At 36.1% G+C, this 3,278-nt stretch carries 3 protein-coding genes; all 3 read right to left on the reverse strand.

Going from position 1 to position 3,278, the window contains the following annotated elements:
- The coding region (locus ABWO41_RS16930) for a FecR family protein (protein ID WP_353140547.1) at nucleotides 1-1,004 on the reverse strand (1,004 nt) is incomplete at its 3' end.
- A gap of 600 nt (nucleotides 1,005-1,604) precedes the next feature.
- Nucleotides 1,605-2,168, reverse strand: a complete 564-nt coding sequence (locus ABWO41_RS16935; RefSeq protein ID WP_353140549.1) for an RNA polymerase sigma-70 factor — start codon at nucleotides 2,166-2,168, stop codon at nucleotides 1,605-1,607.
- A 251-nt stretch (nucleotides 2,169-2,419) separates the two neighbouring features.
- Nucleotides 2,420-3,022 carry a family 20 glycosylhydrolase gene (locus tag ABWO41_RS16940; protein WP_353140552.1) on the reverse strand — a complete coding sequence of 201 codons (603 nt, stop codon included), beginning with the start codon at nucleotides 3,020-3,022 and terminating at the stop codon, nucleotides 2,420-2,422.
- Nucleotides 3,023-3,278: the final 256 nt, after the last annotated feature.

Below are 3,278 nucleotides of genomic sequence, written 5' to 3' on the forward strand. Positions count from 1 at the left end.
AACCCATACCATCTGGATACCTTTTTCATAATATCTCTGATATTTTCATTATTAAAAATAAAATATCCTTCCCGCCACGCCAATACATCATCTACATCTATGTTACTGGTTTCCAATGCTGAGTTATTGAGCTTATTTAAAGCCATTTGTCCTGGTTTTAAGAACACTTCCGAACCACTATTTCGCTTGCTTTTTAAAGATACTTTTACAGCTCCTTCCAAAAGTGAGGTTTTAATTGTCGCATCGTCTCTATAAGCACTAATATTGAATTGGGTTCCTAATACCTCTACAGTTTGATTACCAGATAACACAATAAAAGGAATCTTTTTAGAGGAGGAATTCGCATATACAGATTTAACTTCAAAATACGCTTCTCCAGAAAGTTCAACTATCCGTTCTTTGCCTGAAAAATGTGTTGGATAACGCAATCTGGATGCAGAACTTAACCATATCTTACTGCCATCTGGTAATATAACAGTATATTGTGTTCCTACCGGAGTTTCTATAGTATTGTAATTATTTTGATTATCACTTTTAGTATCGTCCACTGCAGTATATATCAATTGCCCATCTGCTGTTTGCTGTATATTTAAGCCGCCTTCTTTTACAACTTCCCCTATATTATTAGCATCCAGATTAACCTTTCTTCCGTCACCTAACGTTAGGGTAACTGCTTCTACCTGCGGTAATTTATCTGAAACGAGCTGTTTGGGTTCATCATTTTTTTTAGTTGAATTGAAAAAATAAAAAATAGCAGTTAAAAAGGCCAACAAAGAAGCAGCTACAGCTACGCGAGGCCATATTGTTATAACTTTCTTGTCTTTGTATTTTATGGTTTGATGCAATTGTTTCCGGCCTTTTTCATAATCTTCAAGCAGAACTTCGGGTTTCAGATCAGACTCCCCTGTCTTGTATTTAAGATACCAGCTCTCTACAATAGCTTTTTCTTCCGGCGTAGCTTTGCCAGAATGGTATCGGTCCAACAGTTGGTCTGCTTTTTTCATTATCTAAATTAATTTAGGTCTGGTCCTTTTATCTATAAGACGCATAAGATTTGTACTGGGGGTAGAACAAATTGAAAAATTTTATTTTTTTATTTTTATCGGCGGAAAATATTTAAGCTATCGTCTCTTTTTTTAAGGACTTTTGTTTGTCAGAGCAGCAGTCATTCATTGCCAATTTCAGGGTAAAAAGGCTGTTAAAATTGGGAAGTTGTTCGACTCTGCTTCAGGATTCCGTCGGGAAATAGGGGGTATTTCCCGAAGAAGTCTCGAAGCGGTCTCGAAGAAATATATGAAATGTCGGCAGAATATAGCAAAAGGTGGCAGATAGTGGAAAATCCTGTCTTATACTAAATTATCCTTACAAAAACCGGAATCGAGGTTACCGGTAACACTGACCAGATAATACTATTTAATTTGAGTTCGATTAATATTTCATTGTTTTTTGAGTGATTTGGACATTATTTCATGTTTAGTTCCGAAGTAAATTCGGAAGATGCCCCTATTTTTGTCGTTGCGAGGAACGAAGTAATCTCTTTTGGCATTACTATCATAGCCTTTTTATAATCGAACTCAGGTATTTAAGAGTACAGCTTGTGTCCTTTAAAAAAACAGCGTAAATATGTTAGCTCCCAATTTTACTCTTAATATCCTAAGGGCATTTCTAACTTGTGTACGAACGGTTTGAGGGCTAATTTGCAACTCGTCAGCAATTTGCTGGTGAGTCATATCTTTAAAACGACTCATCTCGAATATACGCCGCATCTGTGGTGGTAAAAATGCTATTTCTCTTTCTACCAATTGAATAAGCTCTTTTTCTCTTAATCTTTCTTCTGTTAAATTCTCTCCTGAATCTATAAAAGCCTGTAAGGATTGTGTGTAGGCATTTCTTACCTTTTGACGGCGAAATACGTCCAGCACTCTACTTCTTACGGAGGTATACAGATAAGCAGATAAACTGGAGGTTATGATGATGTTTGCTTTATTATTCCAAAGGTATACAAACACCTCCTGAACAATGTCCCTTACCTCTTCTCTATCTGGCAATCTTCTGTAAGCATGGCTATACAAAATCCCATAATATCTCTTATAGATTTCATCCAAAGCAGATTTATCTCCCAACTTTAATAAGTCTAATAACTCGTTATCTGTATGTATCTTATGCAAAAGAGCTTATAATGGATTGCTACAATAACAAATATATTATTTTTTTAGTAAGCATCCATTATCTTGAAGTTTGAATTCTTTCTTGCAACAGAATCATCCTGTGTGTCTACGGGCACTTATGAATCTCATACGATTAAGATAATTGCATGGTTGTATAGTCAGGTTTTACAAGGTCTTAATCATGTAATTTAAGGGAGAAGCCATTTTTACTCATTGATCCTTCTCCCTTTATCATAGCTATATCAATATATTTATCTAGTACTTACAATTGCAGACGTCCTCATATTCACTTTACCTATTCTCTTACCATTTCTAAAAGCGGCTGCTTTTATATTTTGTGGTAATTTAATTTCAAAAGGTTCTTTATACAATTTGGAATTAGCTGTAGGTTCTGTTCCATCCAATGTATAACGAATCTCAGTTTTATAACCGTAGGTTTTTAAAGAAATTTTTGCTGTAGCTGAAGTGCTGTCTGTTTTAGCTTCGCACCAAACATTGTAAATACTCCTTGCATAATTGGTTCCTGATTTTTCATAATTGGCAAACTCATATTCCACCCTACTTGAAAAATCTTCCCAGTTTTTTAGTCGTGGAGATGTCCACGCTACTTCAGCGACTGCCGCTACTCGTGGATACATCATATATTGTACAGCATCCTCAGAATGAATATGCTCTGTCCATACATTTGACTGAACTCCTTTGATATACTTTCTTTCAGAAGCGTTTAATTCGTCAGGTATAGGCTCATATGAATATACCTTTTGTATTGGCAGAATTCTACTGCTGTAAGAATAAGGCTCTAAATGAGGTTCTCCCTGATAGAAATCAAGATACATGAATTCGCTGGGGCTCATTACGAATCTACAAGAATATTTTTACATCACCTCGTTTCATCACAATAAGTTCTTTCCCCAAATCTTGCCAAAAACACTTCTACTTAAGGTTGCAGAAGAATACGCTCACCTAACTTATCAAAGGTGCCAAAGGCATCCATTCGGACACCCCTTCAGGAAACTTGCCAAAGCCCCCCTTCGGGGAACTTGCCGAAGGCACCCCTTCGGGGAACTAACTAACTAACTAACTAACTAACTAACTAACTAACTAACTAAC

Source organism: Pseudopedobacter sp. (genome assembly GCF_040392825.1).
Taxonomy (GTDB): Bacteria; Bacteroidota; Bacteroidia; order Sphingobacteriales; family Sphingobacteriaceae; genus Pseudopedobacter.

Coding starts and splice junctions, on each gene's coding strand:
- ABWO41_RS16940 (WP_353140552.1), bottom strand. CDS start 3,022: ATGAGCCCCAGCGAATTCATGTATCTTGATTTCTATCAGGGAGAACCT.